We start from the raw sequence: 16,021 nt of genomic DNA, 5'->3' as shown, positions 1-16,021 counted from the left end.
TCAGTTGCCGTCCTCGGGAGTGCGGCCGTCGGGCAGGACGTTGGGCGCGGCCTTCTCGACGAGACCGGGGATGATCTCGCCCAGCTCCGCCGGGTCCCAGCGCGCGCCCTTGTCGGCGCCCGGTCCGGCGCGCCAGCCCTCGGCAACGCTGATCACGCCGCCGCGCACGTTGAACACCCGGCCGGTGATGTCGCGGGCCTGGCCGGAGCCGAGCCAGACGACGAGCGGGGCGATGTTGTCGGCGGCGTGCGGGTCGAAGTCCTGTGGCTCGCTTCCGGGCTGCCAGCGCACCAGCCCCTCGGTCATCCGGGTGAGCGCCGCCGGGGCGACCGCGTTGACGGTCACGCCGTACCGGCCCAGCTCGCGGGCGGCGATGACGGTGAGCCCGGCGATGCCGGCCTTGGCCGCGCCGTAGTTGCCCTGGCCGGCGTTGCCGTAGATGCCCGACGACGACGTGGTGTTGATGATCGCGGCGTCGACCGGCTCGCCCGCCTTGGAGCGGGCCCGCCAGTACGCGCCGGCGTGCCGCAGCGGGGCGAACGTGCCGCGCAGGTGCACGCGGATGACGTCGTCCCACTCCTCGGCGGTCATGTTCACCAGCATCCGGTCGCGCAGGATGCCCGCGTTGTTGACGAGGACGTGCAGGTCACCGAAGGTCTCGACGGCCGAGTCGATCAGCCGCTTGGCGCCCTCGAAGTCGGAGACGTCGTCGCCGTTGGCGATCGCCTCGCCGCCGTCCGCGCGGATCCGGTCCACGACCTCCCCCGCCGGGCCGGTCGACGAGCCGCTGCCGTCCACCTCCGCGCCGAGGTCGTTGACGACCACCTTGGCGCCCTGCTTGGCGAACTCCAGCGCGTGCCCGCGCCCGATACCGCGTGCCGCGCCGGTCACGATGACCACGCGTCCTTCAACGATCCCGCTCATAGGTCTCCTTAGCCGGAGGAGTGACCAGAGCGCTGTGTTCGCCGATTCCCTCGCTCCGCTCGCTCATGACTTCCCTTTTTTAGAATGAACTTCTAGAAAAGTCTCTGAAGGGTTAACGTCTGTCAACCCCCTGGGAGACGTTCCCCGGCCTCGACGAAAGGACCGCTTCATGGGCATTCTCGACGAGAAGGTAGCGATCGTCACCGGTGGGAGCCGGGGCATCGGCGCGGCGATCGCGCGCCGCTTCGCCGCGGAGGGGGCCACGGTCGCCGTGACGGCCCGTACCGTCGACCCCGCGCGGTCGCGCCTGCCGGGCACCATCGGCGAGACCGTCGACCAGATCGAGGCCGAGGGCGGCACGGCGCGGGCGTACGCCGCCGACCTGTCCGACCCGGCGGCGCGTGAGTCCCTCGTCGCCGACGTCACCGGCGACCTGGGCCCGGTCGACATCCTGGTGAACAACGCCGCCGTCACCTACTTCACGCCGGTCGGCGAGTTCACGGACCGGCGTTACGCGCTGATGTTCGAGGTCCAGGTGACCGCGCCGTTCCATCTCGCCCGGCTGGTCCTGCCGGGGATGCGCGAACGCAAGGGCGGCTGGATCCTCAACATCTCCTCGCTCGCCTCGCGTCATCCGGCGCTGGAGGACGACCGGCTCGCCGGCGGGACCGTGTACGGCATGTGCAAGGCCGCGCTCGAGAGGTTCACGACCGGCCTGGCCGCCGAGGTGTACGGCGACGGGGTCGCGGTCAACTCGCTGGCGCCGAACCGCGTCGTGCCGACGCCCGGGACGCTCTTCCATCATCTGACGACCGAGGACGACCCGAACGCCGAGCCTCCCGAGGTGATGGCCGACGCCGCCCTGGCCCTGTGCGGCGGCACCGGCCTGAGCGGCCGCATCGCCCTCTCCCAGGACCTCCTCACCGAGCTCGGCCGCTGACAGGAGCCCCTCATGTCCCCCCGGCTTTCCCTCATTCCCCTGGCCATGGCGGTCGTCGCGGGACTCGCCGTGTCCCCCGCATCCGCCTCGCCGGGCACGGCCGCTCCGGCCGCCGGCCCGGCGAAGATCACCGGTCCGGTCAGGTCCACCGCCAGGCCCGGCGACCCGTCCCATGACTATGTCTTCTACTCCACGCCGTACGACCTGAAGAAGGCCGGCTACGAGGAGCAGGAGTTCTTCATCTCGGGCACGGCCACGCGCTACGACCCGAACCCGACGGCCGACCAGCAGAAGCAGCCGGCCACCGCGATCGGCACGATGCCCTACACGACGCGGATCGTCGTACGCCGCCCGGTGCGGCCCGCCAGGTCGGCCGGGGTCGCGGTCGTGGACTGGCAGAACGTCACCGCCGGGCATGACATCGACACCGAGTGGGGCACCAGCGGCGACTACTTCGTCCGCCACGGCTGGACCTGGATCGGCGCGTCGGTGCAGCGTGTCGGCGTCAACGGCGCCACCACCGGCGCCACGGCCGGACTGGGCCTGTGGCAGTGGAACCCGCGGCGCTACGGCTCACTGGACGTGACGGACAACGGCGCCGTCCTCGATGACTCCCAGTCGTTCGACATCTACTCCCAGATCGCGTCACTGGCCAAAGGCCGAGGGGGCCGGAACCCGCTCGCCGACCTGGGCATCTCCCGCGTCTACGCGGCCGGCGCGTCCCAGTCGGGCCGCTTCCTCGGCGTCTACTACAACACCGTGCAGCCGTTGCGGCACGTCTACGACGGCTTCCTGTTCGCGCTGTCGGACAGCTCGCTGCCGCCGCGCGACGGTGTCGGCACGAAGGCGATCAGGGTCTTCACCGAGAACGACATCTACCGCGGCTCGGGCGTGCCGAGCCAGACCGTCCCGGACGGCCCGACCCTGCGGACCTGGGAGATCGCCGGCGCGTCGCACGTCCCGGCCTACTCCACGGGCACGGACGCGAGCGACTTCCGTACGACCCTGGGCGGCATCCAGACCCGGGAGTACGGGGCCGTCCCGCCCGTCGACTGCACGAACCCGGGGCCGAGCCAGGTCACCTCGTGGGCGGCCTTCCACGCCGCGTACGACGCGCTCGACGAGTGGGTGCACCAGGGCATCGCGCCGCGTACGGCCCAGCCGCTCGCCATCATCGATCCCGGGCCGCCCGCGAACCTCGCACGCGACGCGAACGGCATCGCTCTCGGTGGCATCCGGCTGCCCGACGTCGAGGTCCCCGTCGGCCTGAACGACGGCATCAACTCCCCCGCGAGCGTGGACAACCCGCTGAGCTCGTTCTGTGTCCTGTACGGCACCCATCGCGAGTTCACCAAGGCCCAGCTCGACGGGCTCTACCGCGGCGACCGTGACTACCGGCGGCAGGTGGCCGACGACGTACGCCGGCTCGAGGGCCAGGAATTCCTGCTCCCCGAGGACGGTCACGTGTTCACCGACGCGGCACGGCACCGGCACGTCTGACCGGCCGTCCCACCCGGCGCCGCACCGCCGATGCGACGCCGGGTGGCATGCCGCGTGACGTGTGTTGTCGGTGATGCTGATCTTTTTAGTGATTCGCACCTTTAGTCTGTGGTGGTGGCCAGTCACAATCACGCAGGTGCCCCTCCCGCGAGCCGCGCCGCCCGTGCGGCCGGTCGATCGGGCCGTCACGGCCGGCCATCGGCACTGAGAGCGGCCGTCCACGCGCGACTGGAGGAGATGCGCTTTCGCCACGGCATCCTCCTGATGGTCACCGCCGCCGCGCTGGTGGTCGTCGTGGTCGCCGGCGTGACCATGGCCCTTCTCGGTGGCGGCGGAGGGCGTTCGCCGCACGCCGGCGGGCCGCCCGCGGAGGACTCGGCCGCGACGGCGTCGGCGTCCGCGAGCCCGAGCGGCCCCTCACTCGCGCCGCGCGGAAAGCCCCGCAAACCGAAGACGTCCGCGTCCACGATGGTGGGCGTGCCGCCCAGCGCGCCCGCGGCGCCCCGTCCCGTCGGGTCCGTCAAGCCGAGCCAGCTGCCGAGCTGGTGGCCCTCCGGCGACCCGCGGTTCCGCCACTGGCACCGGAACAGCCCGCCCCCGTGGTGGCACCACCACTGATGACGCCGGCCGTCAGCCCCTGACCCTGCCGGAGTCGCGGTCACCCATCAGCGAGCCGCTGTCGAGCGCCTCGAAGTCCGCACCCTTGATGCCCTTGAGGGTGCCCAGGACCTCGTTGTTCCAGCCTGAGTCGTTGGTGCCGCTGAGGTACCACGCCGAGCCGTTGTCCGCCACGATCGCACCGTAGGTTTTGAGCGCGCGCAGGATCACCTGGGCGTCGCGCGGATACCCGGAGATCTGCACGCCGGCCTTCAGCCGCAGCCGTAGGCCCATCGGCGGCAGTGACGTGCTCGCCGCGCCGGAGGCGGAATGCCGGGCCGGCCACACATAACGCGCGGCGGTACGCGGAACCGTGATCCGCAGTGCGTGCGTGATACGGCCACGGCGAACCTCGTCGCGGCGTACGAGACCAGGGGTGATCGGCAGTCCGGCGGCGTCCGCGGACGTCCAGCCGGCGGGCCGGAGGTGGTTCGACCGCAGGTCGAACACGGCGCCCGAGCCCGCGTGCCAGGAACCGCCGGGGTTCGGATGGGCGTCGAAAAGCTCGTACAGCTTGCAGGTCCCGGTGTTCACGACGAGGACGTGGCGGTCGCCATCGGCGTTCGCGCCGCCCTCGACGGGCGCGTCGCGCGGGATCGGGTAGCCGACGCGGTCGCTCTCGCCGGCGTAGTCGAACCCCACCTTCACCAGCGGCTGCCCCGGCTTCACGTACGCGACGGAGAACCCCATCTTCGTCCCCTGCCAGCTGCCCGCCCCGAAGTCCGCGTGCAGCGCGGCGCCCGCGCCGATGGCCGCGACGTACGCGCCCGAGTGCGGGCTGACCGGCAGGCGCGAGACGTCGGCGTTCCAGATGTTGCCGGCCGGGAACGACGGGCATCCGCCGATGGACGGGCCGCCGCCCGCGCCCACGGTCGACTTCGCCGCGGCGTTCGAGGGGACGGTGGAGACGGACGGGCTCGCGGCGGGCACCCTGCTCGGGGACGCGGACGGCCGGGACGCGGCGCCGTGGCCCGTACGGCAGCCCGCGACGCCGGCGAGCAGCACGGCCACGACCAGGACGGCAGCGCGCGGGTGCGCCATCGGGACCTCCCGTGACCGAGCAACGGACAGTGCGGGGAGATTGTGACACAAGGGACATTCCGGGTCTGGCGATCCCGGGCGGCCCGCGGCCCTGGGCTTCTTCTAGGCCCGCAGTTCCACGCTCTCCCCCGCTTTGAACACCCGGATATCGGTGCCGGCCCGCTCGCGCTCGAACGCGAGGAAGCTGTCGACCACGCCCATCCCGATCTCCGAGACGTAGGCGTCGTGAATGGAGTACGCCCGGTCCGGCGCGATCTCCCTGAGGTAGTCGAGCATCTCCGCCGCCTTGAGCCACGGCGCGTCGCACGGGGTCAGCAGGGTCGGCACCCGTTGCCCGGGGACGGTGAACGAGTCGCCCGGGTGGAACACCTCGCCCTCGACCAGGAACCCGCTGTTGGCGACGACCGGGATGTCCGGGTGGACCACGGCGTGCAGGTCCCCGTACACCTGGATGTCGAACCCGGCCACGGTGAACCGGTCCTCGTGCCCGACCTGCCGGATGCTCAGATCGGGGAACCGCTCGGCGACCGCCCGGTTGGAGAAGACCCGCAGGCCGGGATCGGCCGCCTGCGCCCGGCGGATGCGGTCGGGATCGAGATGGTCGGGATGCTCGTGCGTGATCAGGATCGCCTCGGCCCCGTCGAGCGCGTCGGCCTCGGGGGTGAACACCCCGGGATCGATCACGATCACCCGGTCGTCCTTCTGCAGGCGCACGCAGGCATGGCCCTGTTTGATCAGCTTCACAACCGCGATCCTCCCAGCCGGCGCGGAGCGCCGGGAGGCCTCGGCTACTTGGCCCGTACTCCGTCGAGGGCCATCCCGAGTACGCGCTCGCGCTGTTCGTCGTCGACGAAGCCGGTGGCGGTGATGCCGGTGATCATGCGCAGCACGTCGTCGAAGGTGGCGTCCCGGCGGGCCTCGCCGGCCTCCTGGGCGCGGGCGAACAGTGGTTCGCCCGCCGCGTACATGGCCGCACGGCAGGACCGGAACATCTCCGAATCGCGGTTGAGCGCCTCGTGGATCGCCCGCTTCGTGGCGGCGTAGGCGACGAAGCGGCGCAGCCAGGCGACGAACCCCTCCCACGCCGGGAGGCCGGCGACCTCCTCCGCCTCCTGGCAGAGCGCCTCGACCTCGCCGATGTAGACGGCGTCGAACAGGTCCTGCCGCGTCGGGAAGTTGCGGTAGAGCGTGCCGATGCCGACGCCCGCGCGGCGGGCGATGTCCTCCAGCGACGCCTCGGTGCCGTTCTGGGCGAACGCCTCGCGCGCCGCGACGAGCAGAGCGTCGAAGTTGCGCCGCGCGTCGGCGCGGTGCGGGCGCCGTACCGCGACACCTGGGGCGATGGTCGCCTTCTCTGCCACCGGGCTCCTCCCGCCTGACGTCCTCGAGTTGTATCGGAGGCACGCCTCCGCTAATGTGGAGGTGTGCCTCCGCTATTACGGAGGCTCCCCTCAACTTTATCCGATCGGCCGCCCGCCCGCGAACGCCCTCAGCGTCCGGAGCCCGCCGTCGTTCCGTCGAAGGATCTTCATGTCACGCAGGACCTCCTCCGCACGGCTGACCTTTCTCGTGCTGTCGGCCGCCGCCGCGGCCTTCTCGATGCTGCAGTCACTGGTCAGCCCCGTACTCTCCACCATCCAGCACGACCTGCACACCAGCCAGACCACGGTGACCTGGGTCCTGACCGCGTGGCTGCTGTCCGCGTCGGTGGCGACCCCGCTGTTGGGCCGGATCGGCGACATGATCGGCAAAGAGCGCACGCTGCTCGTCGCCCTGGGCGCGATCGCCCTCGGCTGCCTGGTCGCCGCACTCGCCCCGAACATCGGCGTACTGATCGTCGCCCGGGTGATCCAGGGGCTCGGCGGCGCGGTGTTCCCGGTGTCGTTCGGGATCATCCGCGACGAGTTCCCCGCCGCGCGTGTGCCCTCGGCGGTCGGCCTCCTGTCGGCCGTCATCGCGGCCGGCGGCGGGCTGGGCATCGTACTGTCCGGCCCCATCGTCGAGTCGCTGGGCTGGCGCTGGCTGTTCTGGGTTCCCATGATCGTCGTCACGGCCACGGCCGTCCTGGCGCGCAGGTACGTCCCGGAGTCTCCGGTACGCTCGCCCGGCCGCATCGACTGGTCCGCCGCGCTGCTGCTGTCCGGATGGCTGGTGGCGCTGCTGATCCCGCTGAGCGAGGCGTCGTCGTGGGGCTGGACCTCGCCGGTGGTGCTCACGCTGTTCGCCCTCGCCGTCGTCCTGCTCGCCGCGTGGATCCGGGTCGAGCTCCGGTCGCGGAACCCGCTGATCGACATGCGCATGATGCGGCTGCCCGCGGTGTGGACGGCCAACGCCGTGGCGCTGCTGTTCGGGGCCGGCATGTTCTCGGTCTACGGGTTCCTGCCGGAGTTCCTGCAGACCCCGGCGGGCACCGGGTACGGATTCGGCGCCAGCGTGACCGGCGCCGGTCTGCTGATGCTGCCCATGCTGGTCACGATGGCCGTGAGCGGGGCTCTCAGCGGACCTGTCGCGCCGGTCTTCGGCGTGAAGGCGCAACTGGTCTGGGGGTCGGCCTGCAGCGTCGTCGCGTGTACGGGGTTCGCCCTTTACCACGACCGGCCGTGGCAGCTCGGCGTCGCCGGCGCGGTGTTCGGGCTCGGCCTCGGCCTCGCGTACTCCTCGATGACCAGCCTGATCGTGCAGAACGTACCGGCCGGGCAGACCGGCGTGGCCAGTGGCATGAACGCCAACATCCGCACCATCGGGGGCTCCATCGGCACGGCCGTCGTCAGCTCCGTCATCGCGGCGCACCCACGGCCCGACGGCCTGCCGCAGGAGTCCGGCTTCACGCACGGCTTCCTGCTGCTGGCCCTCACCTCGGCGGCCACCGTCGCGCTGGCCCTGCTCGTCCCCTCCGCCCGCCGGAAGGCCGAGCCCGAGCCGGCGGCGGACGGCGAGCCGCTCGTGGCGATCCGCTGACGCGTCGACGGCGGCACCATCCGCAAGGTCACATTGACGCGGGGTGGATGAGATCCGCCACCGCACGAAAGGAGAGACATGCCGAAGACCTGGCTGATCACTGGGAGTTCCCGCGGCATCGGCCGTGAGCTGGCGCGAGCCGTCCTCGAGCGCGGCGATCGCCTGGTCGCCACCGCGCGCAGTCCCGAGCGGCTCGGGGACCTCGTCCAGGCGTACGGCGACCGGATCCACGCGGTGGCCCTCGACGTCACCGACGCCGCGGCGGCGGAGAGCGTCGTGCGGCTGGCGGTCGAGAGGTTCGGCTCGCTGGACGTGGTCGTCAACAACGCCGGCTACGCCGACTCGGCGCCCATCGAGGAGACGTCCGACGACGACTTCCGCGCCCAGGTCGAGACCAACCTGTTCGGCGTCGTGAACGTCACCAGGGCGGCCCTCCCGGTGCTGCGTGCGCAGCGGTCCGGCCACATCGTGCAGATCTCCTCGGTAGGCGGCCGCGTCGGCGGTACGCCCGGGATGGGCGCCTACCAGACCTCCAAGTTCGCCGTCGAAGGATTCTCCGAGGTGCTGAACAACGAAGTGAGGCCCTTGGGGATCAAGGTGATCATCGTCGAGCCCGGCGGGTTCCGCACCGACTGGGGCGGCTCGTCGATGAGGCTCGCCACCGTCGGCCCGGACTACGAGGAGACCGTCGGGAAGGTCAATGAGTTCCGGCGAGCGACCGACGGCGCCCAGCCGGGCGACCCGGCACGCGCGGCACAGGTGATCGCCGGCCTGCCCGACCTGGAGGAGCCGCCGCTGCGGCTGCTGCTCGGCTCGGACGCCCTCACCCTGGCCGGGAAGGCGTCCCGGTCACGGGCCGCCGAGGCCGAGCGCTGGGCCTCCGTGAGCCGCTCCACCGACTTCGAGGGAACTCCCGAGGTCGGCGACTCGGCGGTCACGGACCTGCTCTCCCACGACCGCGCCTGACCCTCGGCCGCCATCGCCCAGAGCCATCGCCGAATGGCCTCGTGGCAGGAGTCACCCCGTCACGAGGCCACGGCCGGACGGTCTAGAGAGTTCTGGTGCCCTTGGCGGCACCACGCGAACCGCGGCTCTTGAGCGACATCGCCGCGGTGACGGCGCCCAGCGCGCAGGCGAGCGCGCCGACGACCGCATTGCTCCAGATGATGCCCTTGGGTGCGCTGTGGTTCGCGGTGGCCACCCAGGGCGAGATGATCAACCAGATGCCGACCGGGATGAGCATCCAGCCGAGGCCGAGTGCCCGCTCCGGGAACAACACCATCCCCCAGCCGATCGCCGCGAGGGCGAGGCCCAGCACCAGGTCGTTGACCATCATGTTCGGATACGTCGAGCTGAAGTGCACGACCCACGGCGAGATCGCGAGGTAGAGACCGGTCAGCATGACCAGTCCCTCCATGATCTCCACCTTGCGGCCCCCGGTCATCCGCGCGTAGCGCTCTCGCATTTCGGCTGCGTCGGGATGGTCGGTCATGCCTGACGAATGGCGAGAGATGTCGGCCATTCTGATCGCCTTCTTTCGGATCAGATGAGTCCCCCTGATTCATCCACCAGCCATTATCCCTCGTTCCCCACGACCCGCACGTGGGAGGTGACCAGGGAATACTTGATATTCGCCACCCCTGTCACGCGCGTCTCACCCGTCGAGGGTGCGGGTCACCGCGGAGCGTACGACCTCGGCCAGATCGCCGGTCCGCTCGTACGTCCGGCGCTGAAGAACGGCGCCGTTGCCGCGGCTCAGCAGGCGGCCGGTCATCTCGGTCGCCGCGTCGAGGTCGCCGATGTCGGCCAGGGCGGGCGTCACGTGGTCCAGCAGCGCGCGTACGACGGTCTCGGCGGAGGCCGGGCGGGCCGTGACGGGATGCACCAGCTCGCCCTCGAGCCCCGACCGGCTCGCTCGCCAGGAGGCCAGGCGGAGCAGTTCGGTGCGTACCGGGCTCGGCGGCTCGCCCTTGTCCCACTCCCGCGCCGCCGTCTCCACCAGTCCGCGTACGAGCGCGGCCAGCAGAAGTGCGTCGTCGACCGGCATGCACACGTCCGCGACGCGGATCTCCACGGTCGGGTAGTGCCGTGCCAGGCGTGCGTCGAAGTAGACCATGCCCTCGTCCAGCAGCCCGCCGCTCTTGATCATCGCGTCGATGGTGTCGTGGTAGACCTCGGGGGTGCCGAACAGGTCGGTCGGCCCGGCGGACGGCCAGCGGCCCCAGACCTGGTGCCGGTAACTCGCGTACCCGCTGTCGCCGCCCTGCCAGAAGGGCGAGTTCGCGGTCATCGCGAGCAGCGCGGGCAGCCACGGGCGAATCCGGTCCAGGACCGCGACCCCCTCCTCCTCGGATTCGATCCGGACGTGGACGTGGCAGCCGCAGGTCAGCTGCTCCTGCGCGGTGAGCGCGTACTCCTCGGCCATCCGCAGGTATCTGTCCTTGGGCGTGGTCGAGGGGCTGACCGCGAGCGGCGAGGTCGCCAGCGCGACCACCTGGCAGTTCTTGCGGGCGGCGGCGTCGGCCGCGGCACGCCGCTCGGCGCGCAGCAGGCCCGCCAGCTCATCCAGGCTCGTGCACGGCACGGTGTCCGTCTCGACCTGCTGACTCTGGAGCTCGGACTGGGGCGCGTCCTCGCCGCCGTCCGTGACCGCCTCGGCCAGCGCCACGGCGGCACCGGTGTCCGGATCGACGAGCAGCATTTCCTCTTCGACCCCGAAACTACGCACCGTGAACCTCCAAGCTCATAGCCGTTACGGCCGATCGACCAACAAGGATCGTTCCAATTACTACCGCCCCTACCGCTCACTACTCACGTCACGCGTTGAATCATGGAGACATGGCCAACGCCCCCCGCTCCGAAGACGACCTACAGGCCACACCACCTGCTACTCCGCCCCCGGATCCCGATCTCCCCGTGGCCCACTCCGAGGAGTCGGCGCACGCCATCGAACCACCGGAGACCGCCCGTACCGAGCAGATCGAGGGGACCCTCACCCGTGAGCTGCGGCCCACCCGGGTGGTACCCCGGTGGATCGGCTGGCTGGTCATCGCCGCGGGCGCGCTCATGCTGCCGTGGGTCGCCGGCCTGGTGTTCATCCTGCCCACACGTCACGAGGCCGCGCACTACGGTTTCTCGTGGATCGGTTTCGACCTCGCCCTGTGCGGGATGCTCATGCGTACCGGCTGGCTGGCCCAGAAAGGACGCGAGCACCTCGAACTCAGTGCGGCGATCACGGGAACGCTGCTGATGGTCGACGCCTGGTTCGACGTGGTGACGGCGGACAGCCACCGGGAGTTCGCGATCGCACTGACACTCGCCTTGGGAGCCGAGTTGCCACTGGCCGTCTTCTGCCTCTGGATCGCCGGGCGCGTGGAGTTCCGCCGCCAGCGGCGAGCCGAGGCGATGGCCCGGCTCCTGCGGCAGTGGTCGCGACGCCCGTACGAGCGAAGCTCCCCCTCACCCGAAGGGCCTGACGGACCATGACCTCTCTCGACGCCGACTTCTATGACCAGCAGAGCCTGTTGACCGAGGACGAACGCGAGATCGTCCTGCGGGTCAGGTCCTTCATGGAAAAGGAGGTGGCGCCGATCGCGAACGAGGCATGGGCGAAGGCGGAGTTTCCGCACCGGCTCGTGCCCGGCTTCGCGGAGCTGGACGTCGCCGGGCTGGCCTGCCGTGGCGCGCGCAGTCTCCTGACCGGGTTCGTGACGATGGAGATGAACCGCGTCGACCCGTCGATGGCCACGTTCTTCGGCGTGCACACGGGCCTTGCCATGGGCAGCATCGCCCACTGCGGCTCCGACGAGCAACAGGAACGCTGGCTGCCCGCGATGTCGCGGATGCAGAAGATCGGGGCGTTCGGGCTGACCGAGCCGCACGGCGGCTCGGACGTGGCCGCCGGGCTGGAGACCACGGCGCGCCGCGACGGCGACGCGTGGGTCCTGAACGGCGCCAAGCGCTGGATCGGCAACGCCACCTTCGCCGACCTGGTCATCATCTGGGCCAGGGACGAGGAGGACGACCACGTCAAGGGCTTCGTGGTCGAGAAGGGCACCCCGGGGTTCACCGCGACGAAGATCGAGCACAAGATCGCGCTGCGTACGGTGGAGAACGCCGACATCACGCTCACCGACTGCCGCGTCCCCGAGGCCGACCGCCTCCAGCGGGCCGGCGGTTTCCGCGACACCGCCGACATCCTGCGCCGGACCAGGGGCGGGGTCGCCTGGCAGGCGGTCGGGGTGATGATGGGTGCGTACGAGCGGGCACTCGCGTACGCGAAGGAACGCGAGCAGTTCGGCCGGCCGATCGCCAAGTTCCAGCTCGTCCAGGACCTGCTCGTCCGCATCCTCGGCAACCTGACGTCCTCGATGGGAATGGTCGTACGGCTCGCGCAGCTCCAGGACTCCGGCGTCTACCGTGACGAGCACTCGGCCCTGGCCAAGGCGTACTGCACCGTACGGATGCGGGAGGCGGTGGGCTGGTCGCGGGAGATCCTCGGCGGCAACGGGATCGTCCTGGACTACGACGTCGGCCGGTTCGTCGCGGACGCCGAGGCCATCTACTCCTACGAGGGCACGCGGGAGATGAACACCCTGATCACCGGGCGCGCCATCACCGGCCTCGGCGCCTTCGTCTAGCCTTTCGGAGCGACTCGCAGCCGCTCGGCGAAGGCGCCGGGGTGGGTGAGGACGCCGTTGTGGCCGCCCGTGAACTCCGCCATTGCGGTCGGAAAGTGGCCGCAATGGTCCGTAGCGTTCTCCGTGTGGGCCAGAGAACTTCCCGCTGGCTCCGGATGCTCTGAGGAGACGTGTCGTGAACTGGAAGCTCGAACTCGTGGCCATCCCCGTGTCGGACGTCGACCGCGCCAAGGAGTTCTACACGGAAAAGGCCGGCTTCGTGCTCGACCACGACCACCGGGTCAGCGACGAGATCCGCTTCGTCCAGCTGACCCCAAAGGGCTCGGCCTGCTCTATCGCGCTGGGCCTCGGCGTGACGGACATGGCGCCCGGCTCGGTACGCGGCGTGCAGGTGGTGGTCCCCGACATCGAGGCGGCCCACGCCGAACTCGCCGGCCGGGGCGTGGACGTCGGCGAGATCCAGCAGTTGCCGTGGGGACGCTTCGTCTACTTCAGCGACCCGGACGGCAACCGCTGGTCCGTGCAGGAGAGCGGACCCCGCGACTAGGGCCTGAGAGTTCCTACCAAAATGACCGCATTGGAGGTTGTGGGGTCAGACGCCTTGTCGCTTGCGTGGGGCGATGGTGTAGCTGAAGGAGATCACGAAGTCGATCGTGAGCACGAGCGCCCAGGGCACCATCACCGACCACAGCTGCAGGGTGCGGTGGACGTCACCGACGAGCAGCGTGAAGATGCCGAGTATCGCCGCCGCCACGATGTAGGCGAGGAGATGGCGAAGCCATTGGCCGCGTTCGTAGGCGGCGTGGGCGGGCCCGGTCTTGGGCGCCTTCACGGGGACGGGGCCACCCGCGAAGCGATGGGCGAAGCGCTGGTCGGCCCAGTGGATCATCTGAGGGCCGAAGGCGAGCGAGACGCCGATGTAGATCGCGGCCAGGCCATGCGCGGGTGAGGCGGGTGCGCCGCTCCGGAGGTCGACGACCGAGGCCGCGAGCAGAACGACGTCGACCATCGGAACGCTGATCAGAAGGGCGTTGCTGAGCCGCCGGACGCGAAGGAGATAGCGGGTCGCGAGCCCGGTCACCAGCAACACCCAGAACCCGATCTCGCATCCCGCGACCAGGAAGATCACACTGCCTGCTTTATTTCGCACGGTCGCATGAAATAGAAAATAACACGACTGTGCGATAATGACGAGATGCCGAAGATCGTGGACCACGAGGCGCGCAGGATGAAGCTCGCCGACGCTGTCGGCCGCGTCATCGCCAGGGACGGGGTGAACGAGGTCTCGATCCGCTCGGTCGCCGCCGAGGCCGGCTGGTCGTCAGGCGCGCTGCGGCACTACTTCACCACCCGCGCCGAGCTGCTGGCCTTCGCCTGCGACCAGGTGATACAGCGGGTCACGACCCGGATCACCAACATGAGGCACACCGGCACCATCCATCAGGCGGTCCGCGACACGCTGCTGGAGACCATGCCGATCGACGCGCAGCGTCACGCCGAGGCCACCGTCGCCTTCGCCTTCCTGGTGCTCGGCCTGAGCGATCCGCGTCTGGCCGAGGTCCAGCGCACCCACTTCGACAGCATGTACGGGCTCTGCCTTCAGATCATCGAGAACCTGGACACCGACGGCCTCCTGGCCCCCCACACCGCCTCGACCGAACTCCTCGCCCGGCGCCTGCACGCCATCGTCGACGGCCTGTCCATCCAGCGGCTGGCCGGCCACATGACCCCGGAGATCATGATCATCCAACTCGACGCCTACCTGGCCGAAATCATCCTCAGCACAGATGAGACCCGCTGACTCACTCCACGACCAAGGGCACCCGGCACCTCCTGGCCGGTCGAACAGCACCGCGCGGTCGCCCTGGGGCAGCGCGGCCGATCCCACACCCGCCGGTCATTTCGTCGGGAGCGTGAGGGGTGTCACCGTGCCGGGCCGCGTTCGGCCGGGTTCTGGGCGGCCTCCGGCAGGGTCTGGATGACGCTGCGCAGGTGGGCTCGGGCGGCGCGTTCCGCGGCGTCGGCGTCGTTGGCGCGGATCGCGTCGATGATGGCCAGGTGCTCGGGCAGCGACACCGCGGACCGGCCGGGATGCATCGCGAGCCTGAACTGGTGGCGGACGTTCTGGGCGCGCAAGCGTTCGAGGACCGTCGCGGCGGTTCGCTGTCCGCTGATCTCGCGGATCCGGCGGTGCAGCCGCTCGTTCAGCCGGGAGTAGCCGAGCACGTCACCGGACGAGACGGCCTGGCGCATGCTCTCGCCGATGTCCTGGAGTTCGCCTGACTCGGCCTCGGTGACGCGGTGGGCGGCCTTGGCGGCGCACAGGCCCTCCACCACCATGCGTACCTCGGAGATCTCGATCGCCTCTTCGAGCGGGACCGCGCGTACGCGTGCGCCGCGGTTCTGTACGCGTTCGATCAGGCCCTCGTTGGTCAGTTCGAGGAGCGCGGCACGGACGCTCGCCCTGCTGGCGGCGAACCTTTCGGACAGGTCGGCCTCCACCAGGCGCTGGTTCGGCACGAACTCACCGCTGAGAATCGCCTCGCGGATGCCGGTCACCACCGGCCGGTCGCGGCCGGATGTGCCGCTCACCTCGTCTGCCGACACTGACTCTCCCCCGCCGTCACGACCCATGGAGCCGATATTGGCACCAATTTTGTGTTAGCCAAGTCTAGCGGTCACGCACCGGACCCCCGGCGGCGAAAACGCGGGGCGTGCCGCGATACCGCAGGGAACCACGGTACGGAGTGCGCGGGCCCGGCGCTCCGGGTTCGGCGAGACGTGCGCGCGCGAGGTCAGGCGCCTTCGCCCGGCCGGCCCCCTTGGACGTTCCGCCGCGCATCAGCGCGGTGTCCCCGCGCGGTCACAGCAGTGCGCCGACGATGGCGCCGAAGGCGACGTGGTCCAGCCACTGGGGCAGGCGCGGCAGCGAGCTGATGGCGGGGTTGGCACGCCCGGCGACCTCAAGGTCGAGCGCGGCGATGAGCAGGCCCGCCGCGCCGCCGCCGAGAGGGCCGAGCCGATGGTGCCGGTCGACGGCGGCGAGCGCGGCCGTCCAGCCGGCGGAGACGAGGAGATGTACGGCGGCACCGGTCACGACGCCGCGCCGACCGGGCACCAGCGTGGCCGCCGCGCGTGTCGACCGGAGGAGATCGCCGCCGGTCGCGAGCGCGTACACGGTGGACGGCACGCCGCTGCACGTCGCCGCTACCGCACCCGCGATCACGACACGGCGGTGGGACTCCCACCACGGCGGGCGAGCACATCGCGCGGGGAGCCGGCGGGCGGAGGAGGCGACCATGCCGGTCATTCTCCCCGGACTCCCCGGTCTCCCCGCACTCGGCGGACGCCCGGCGCACCG

General features: G+C 70.7%; 18 protein-coding genes. 9 read left to right on the top strand and 9 right to left on the bottom strand.

The window, feature by feature from the left end; genetic code table 11:
* Positions 1–924 carry an SDR family oxidoreductase gene (locus FB559_RS30010; RefSeq protein ID WP_141959881.1) on the bottom strand — a complete coding sequence of 308 codons (924 nt, stop codon included), beginning with the start codon at positions 922–924 and terminating at the stop codon, positions 1–3.
* Positions 925–1,093: 169 nt separating this feature from the next.
* Here FB559_RS30010 and FB559_RS30005 point away from each other — a divergent pair, with 169 nt between their 5' ends.
* The 3 genes from FB559_RS30005 to FB559_RS29995 all read left to right on the top strand — a co-directional run bounded on the left by FB559_RS30005 (position 1,094) and on the right by FB559_RS29995 (position 3,982).
* Positions 1,094–1,864, top strand: a complete 771-nt coding sequence (locus tag FB559_RS30005; RefSeq protein WP_141959879.1) for an SDR family NAD(P)-dependent oxidoreductase — start codon at positions 1,094–1,096, stop codon at positions 1,862–1,864.
* 12 nt (positions 1,865–1,876) lie between these two features.
* Entirely contained in the window at positions 1,877–3,364 is a 1,488-nt protein-coding gene (locus FB559_RS30000) for an alpha/beta hydrolase domain-containing protein (RefSeq protein ID WP_141959877.1), read from the top strand.
* A gap of 237 nt (positions 3,365–3,601) precedes the next feature.
* The gene (locus FB559_RS29995) at positions 3,602–3,982 is read left to right on the top strand and encodes a hypothetical protein (RefSeq protein WP_141959875.1); all 381 of its coding nucleotides are present in this window, start codon (positions 3,602–3,604) and stop codon (positions 3,980–3,982) included.
* Positions 3,983–3,994: 12 nt separating this feature from the next.
* Here the strand turns inward: FB559_RS29995 and FB559_RS29990 are convergent, their stop codons facing one another.
* From FB559_RS29990 to FB559_RS29980, 3 genes are all read right to left on the bottom strand, one after another.
* Complete coding sequence (locus FB559_RS29990; protein WP_221640239.1) at positions 3,995–5,062, bottom strand: hypothetical protein; 1,068 nt, start codon at positions 5,060–5,062, stop codon at positions 3,995–3,997.
* Positions 5,063–5,164: 102 nt separating this feature from the next.
* Positions 5,165–5,806, bottom strand: a complete 642-nt coding sequence (locus FB559_RS29985) for an MBL fold metallo-hydrolase (protein WP_141959873.1) — start codon at positions 5,804–5,806, stop codon at positions 5,165–5,167.
* A 44-nt stretch (positions 5,807–5,850) separates the two neighbouring features.
* On the bottom strand, positions 5,851–6,423 hold the full coding sequence (locus FB559_RS29980) for a TetR/AcrR family transcriptional regulator (protein ID WP_141959871.1): 573 nt from the start codon (positions 6,421–6,423) through the stop codon (positions 5,851–5,853).
* Between the two features lie 169 nt (positions 6,424–6,592).
* Between FB559_RS29980 and FB559_RS29975 the strand changes: the two genes are divergently transcribed.
* Together FB559_RS29975 and FB559_RS29970 are read left to right on the top strand one after the other, a co-directional pair.
* Positions 6,593–8,020 (top strand): MFS transporter, encoded by a 1,428-nt coding sequence (locus FB559_RS29975; RefSeq protein WP_141959869.1) that lies wholly within the window; start codon positions 6,593–6,595, stop codon positions 8,018–8,020.
* Between the two features lie 78 nt (positions 8,021–8,098).
* A complete protein-coding gene (locus FB559_RS29970; protein ID WP_141959867.1) occupies positions 8,099–8,986 on the top strand; it encodes an oxidoreductase in 888 nt (295 codons plus the stop codon).
* An 82-nt stretch (positions 8,987–9,068) separates the two neighbouring features.
* Here the strand turns inward: FB559_RS29970 and FB559_RS29965 are convergent, their stop codons facing one another.
* Together FB559_RS29965 and FB559_RS29960 are read right to left on the bottom strand one after the other, a co-directional pair.
* On the bottom strand, positions 9,069–9,512 hold the full coding sequence (locus FB559_RS29965; RefSeq protein WP_221640238.1) for an SPW repeat protein: 444 nt from the start codon (positions 9,510–9,512) through the stop codon (positions 9,069–9,071).
* 162 nt (positions 9,513–9,674) lie between these two features.
* Entirely contained in the window at positions 9,675–10,748 is a 1,074-nt protein-coding gene (locus tag FB559_RS29960; RefSeq protein ID WP_141959863.1) for a glutamate--cysteine ligase 2, read from the bottom strand.
* 110 nt (positions 10,749–10,858) lie between these two features.
* On the opposite strand from FB559_RS29960, the gene FB559_RS29955 reads away from it, so the two are divergent.
* From FB559_RS29955 to FB559_RS29945, 3 genes are all read left to right on the top strand, one after another.
* Positions 10,859–11,506 carry an MFS transporter gene (locus tag FB559_RS29955; RefSeq protein ID WP_141959861.1) on the top strand — a complete coding sequence of 216 codons (648 nt, stop codon included), beginning with the start codon at positions 10,859–10,861 and terminating at the stop codon, positions 11,504–11,506.
* Positions 11,503–12,660 (top strand): acyl-CoA dehydrogenase family protein, encoded by a 1,158-nt coding sequence (locus FB559_RS29950; RefSeq protein ID WP_141959859.1) that lies wholly within the window; start codon positions 11,503–11,505, stop codon positions 12,658–12,660. Before FB559_RS29955 ends, FB559_RS29950 begins: the two co-directional genes overlap by 4 nt.
* Before the next feature lie 175 nt (positions 12,661–12,835).
* Positions 12,836–13,207: a glyoxalase superfamily protein gene (locus tag FB559_RS29945; protein ID WP_141959857.1), complete on the top strand. Its 372-nt coding sequence runs from the start codon at positions 12,836–12,838 to the stop codon at positions 13,205–13,207.
* A gap of 45 nt (positions 13,208–13,252) precedes the next feature.
* Here the strand turns inward: FB559_RS29945 and FB559_RS29940 are convergent, their stop codons facing one another.
* Positions 13,253–13,810 carry a hypothetical protein gene (locus FB559_RS29940; protein ID WP_246122182.1) on the bottom strand — a complete coding sequence of 186 codons (558 nt, stop codon included), beginning with the start codon at positions 13,808–13,810 and terminating at the stop codon, positions 13,253–13,255.
* A 45-nt stretch (positions 13,811–13,855) separates the two neighbouring features.
* On the opposite strand from FB559_RS29940, the gene FB559_RS29935 reads away from it, so the two are divergent.
* Positions 13,856–14,461 carry a TetR/AcrR family transcriptional regulator gene (locus tag FB559_RS29935; RefSeq protein ID WP_141959855.1) on the top strand — a complete coding sequence of 202 codons (606 nt, stop codon included), beginning with the start codon at positions 13,856–13,858 and terminating at the stop codon, positions 14,459–14,461.
* 122 nt (positions 14,462–14,583) lie between these two features.
* On the opposite strand, the gene FB559_RS29930 is transcribed toward FB559_RS29935, so the two are convergent.
* Together FB559_RS29930 and FB559_RS29925 are read right to left on the bottom strand one after the other, a co-directional pair.
* A complete protein-coding gene (locus FB559_RS29930) occupies positions 14,584–15,267 on the bottom strand; it encodes a GntR family transcriptional regulator (protein WP_246122180.1) in 684 nt (227 codons plus the stop codon).
* A gap of 256 nt (positions 15,268–15,523) precedes the next feature.
* Complete coding sequence (locus tag FB559_RS29925; protein ID WP_221640237.1) at positions 15,524–15,961, bottom strand: hypothetical protein; 438 nt, start codon at positions 15,959–15,961, stop codon at positions 15,524–15,526.
* Positions 15,962–16,021 lie beyond the last annotated feature (60 nt).

This window comes from Actinoallomurus bryophytorum (assembly GCF_006716425.1).
Classification (GTDB): Bacteria; Actinomycetota; Actinomycetes; order Streptosporangiales; family Streptosporangiaceae; genus Actinoallomurus; species Actinoallomurus bryophytorum.
The sequence above is the reverse complement of the archived record's forward strand: the minus strand, read 5'-3'. Positions and strand labels throughout refer to the sequence as shown.

Bases quoted from the DNA above. Each gene is read 5' to 3' on its own strand.
- FB559_RS30010 (WP_141959881.1), bottom strand. From the start codon at position 924: ATGAGCGGGATCGTTGAAGGACGCGTGGTCATCGTGACCGGCGCGGCA.
- FB559_RS30005 (WP_141959879.1), top strand. From the start codon at position 1,094: ATGGGCATTCTCGACGAGAAGGTAGCGATCGTCACCGGTGGGAGCCGG.
- FB559_RS30000 (WP_141959877.1), top strand. From the start codon at position 1,877: ATGTCCCCCCGGCTTTCCCTCATTCCCCTGGCCATGGCGGTCGTCGCG.
- FB559_RS29995 (WP_141959875.1), top strand. From the start codon at position 3,602: ATGCGCTTTCGCCACGGCATCCTCCTGATGGTCACCGCCGCCGCGCTG.
- FB559_RS29990 (WP_221640239.1), bottom strand. From the start codon at position 5,062: ATGGCGCACCCGCGCGCTGCCGTCCTGGTCGTGGCCGTGCTGCTCGCC.
- FB559_RS29975 (WP_141959869.1), top strand. From the start codon at position 6,593: ATGTCACGCAGGACCTCCTCCGCACGGCTGACCTTTCTCGTGCTGTCG.
- FB559_RS29970 (WP_141959867.1), top strand. From the start codon at position 8,099: ATGCCGAAGACCTGGCTGATCACTGGGAGTTCCCGCGGCATCGGCCGT.
- FB559_RS29965 (WP_221640238.1), bottom strand. From the start codon at position 9,512: ATGACCGACCATCCCGACGCAGCCGAAATGCGAGAGCGCTACGCGCGG.
- FB559_RS29955 (WP_141959861.1), top strand. From the start codon at position 10,859: ATGGCCAACGCCCCCCGCTCCGAAGACGACCTACAGGCCACACCACCT.
- FB559_RS29950 (WP_141959859.1), top strand. From the start codon at position 11,503: ATGACCTCTCTCGACGCCGACTTCTATGACCAGCAGAGCCTGTTGACC.
- FB559_RS29935 (WP_141959855.1), top strand. From the start codon at position 13,856: ATGCCGAAGATCGTGGACCACGAGGCGCGCAGGATGAAGCTCGCCGAC.
- FB559_RS29925 (WP_221640237.1), bottom strand. From the start codon at position 15,961: ATGGTCGCCTCCTCCGCCCGCCGGCTCCCCGCGCGATGTGCTCGCCCG.